The sequence below is a fragment of the Bradyrhizobium sp. UBA2491 genome, assembly GCF_002341725.1.
In the GTDB taxonomy this organism is placed as follows: domain Bacteria; phylum Pseudomonadota; class Alphaproteobacteria; order Rhizobiales; family Xanthobacteraceae; genus Bradyrhizobium.
The window spans coordinates 9275-10968 of record NZ_DDOP01000032.1 but is presented as its reverse complement, the minus strand read 5'-3'; the positions used below and the strand labels follow the sequence as shown (position 1 = coordinate 10968).

Sequence of the window (1694 nt, the reverse complement as noted above, 5' to 3'; positions counted from 1 at the left end):
GGCCATCCACGTCTTCCTTCAAATAGCAATCAAGACGTGGATGCCCGGGACAAGCCCGGGCATGACAAGTCGGTGGGTGCAGTGATCTTCCAGCCTCACCACACCACGCGGAATCCCGCGCTGCCCTTGTAGCCGTGGTTCGCCGCGGCGTCCTGGAGGCTGGCGCGATAGGTCGCTTCGCCGAACAAGGTGTAGCGGCCATTGGCCCAGCTGTAGCTGCCGCCGCCGCCGATCGAGCCCCACAGCCGGTCGTTGGCGCTGGCGAAGCTGGTGCCGGAGACGTCGACCTTGCTGCCGTCGAGGAATTCGTAGTGCAGATTGCCGATCGCGTAGAGGTCGGAGCGGACGATGCTCGTGCCGTCATACCAGCTCTTCTGGTGATTGAGCATGAGACCGACGCGGCCGAGCAGGCTGTCGGCATTGGCGAGCGAGACCAGCGCGCCGAAGCGGTCGGCGAACCCGTCGAAATCGACCTTCGAATAGGCGAGCTGCGCCTGCGGCGTCAGCGAGAAGCCGTTGCCGATAGTGATGCGCTTGCCGCCTTCGACGCTGAACGCATAGCCGAGGCCTTCATTGCCGTGGGTCATGCTGCCGACGAGATCGGAGGTGAGATCGGCGCGGTAGAACATGGTCTGCATCTGGCCGTCGAGATAGACGCCGTTGTCGCCATACCAGGTGGCGGTGGCGCCGACGCCGGTGCCCTGGGCGCGAATCCGGCCGCTGCCGAACAGCGAGTTCACATAGGCCGTGGTCAGCCCGTATTGCAGCGTGAGCCCGACGATCAGGCGGCCATAGCTGTTCTCGAGCGCGAGTCCGTCGAGCCCGGCCTGCGCCTTGAAGTCGTCGCTGCTGGTGGTCGCGCCCGTGGTGTTCGACGGTTGCAGGCTGGATTGGCCGCCCTGGATGCGGCCCCAGAACGCCGATTGTGTCCCTGAACTGTCCGCCGTCGCCGGCGGCGCGACGCCCATGCGCGCCATCGCGTCGCTCGGGCCGCCGCCCCAGTAGCGGTTGCCGACGCGGTCCTGCAACGACGGCAGCGCGTTCATGCCGAGCAGCACCTGGGCGTAATTCTCGTAGAGCGGCACGCCGGGTTGGTAGAGCGGGCCGGCCGGCATCGGCGTCGCCGGATTGACCAGGCTGGAGCGCAGATACCAGTCGCCGTCCGACGGCGTCGAGATGCCGTTCTTCTGCAACGTGTAGCCATAGGCGCCGGCGACGATCGCCTGCTGGCCCTGGAGCGTGTAGTTGCCGGCCAGCGTAAAGCTGCCGTTCGAGGCGCCGCTGACGTCGATCAGCTTGATGCCGTCGGCGGTCTGCGCGCCGCCGCCGCCGACATTGTTGACCCGCACGGTCGAGGTGCCCGACGTGCTGCCCGCGACCAGGCGGTCGGTGGCCGAGCCGTCGCCGCCGAGCACGGTGTTGAACAGCAACGTGCCGCCATTGCCGGCATAGTTGCCGGCGACCGTCAGCGTGGTGTCGGGTGCCGTGCCAAACCTGATGGTGCCGGCATTGCCGAGCGATGCCATGGTCTGGTTGAAGCCATTGAGGTCGAAGGTGCCGCCGGCGTTGGCGACAAAGGCGGACGCGGCGCTGAACGTATTGGCCGCGCCGGCTTGCAGCGTGCCGCCCGACACCGTGGTCGTGCCGCTGTAGCTGTTGACGCCGGACAGTGCCTGGGTGCCGCCGGTGACCGC

At 67.4% G+C, this 1694-nt stretch carries 1 protein-coding gene; it reads right to left on the bottom strand.

Annotated features, from left to right (window positions below):
- Positions 1–95: 95 nt before the first annotated feature.
- The coding region (locus B2W55_RS09365) for an autotransporter outer membrane beta-barrel domain-containing protein (protein ID WP_291532216.1) at positions 96–1694 on the bottom strand (1599 nt) is incomplete at its 5' end.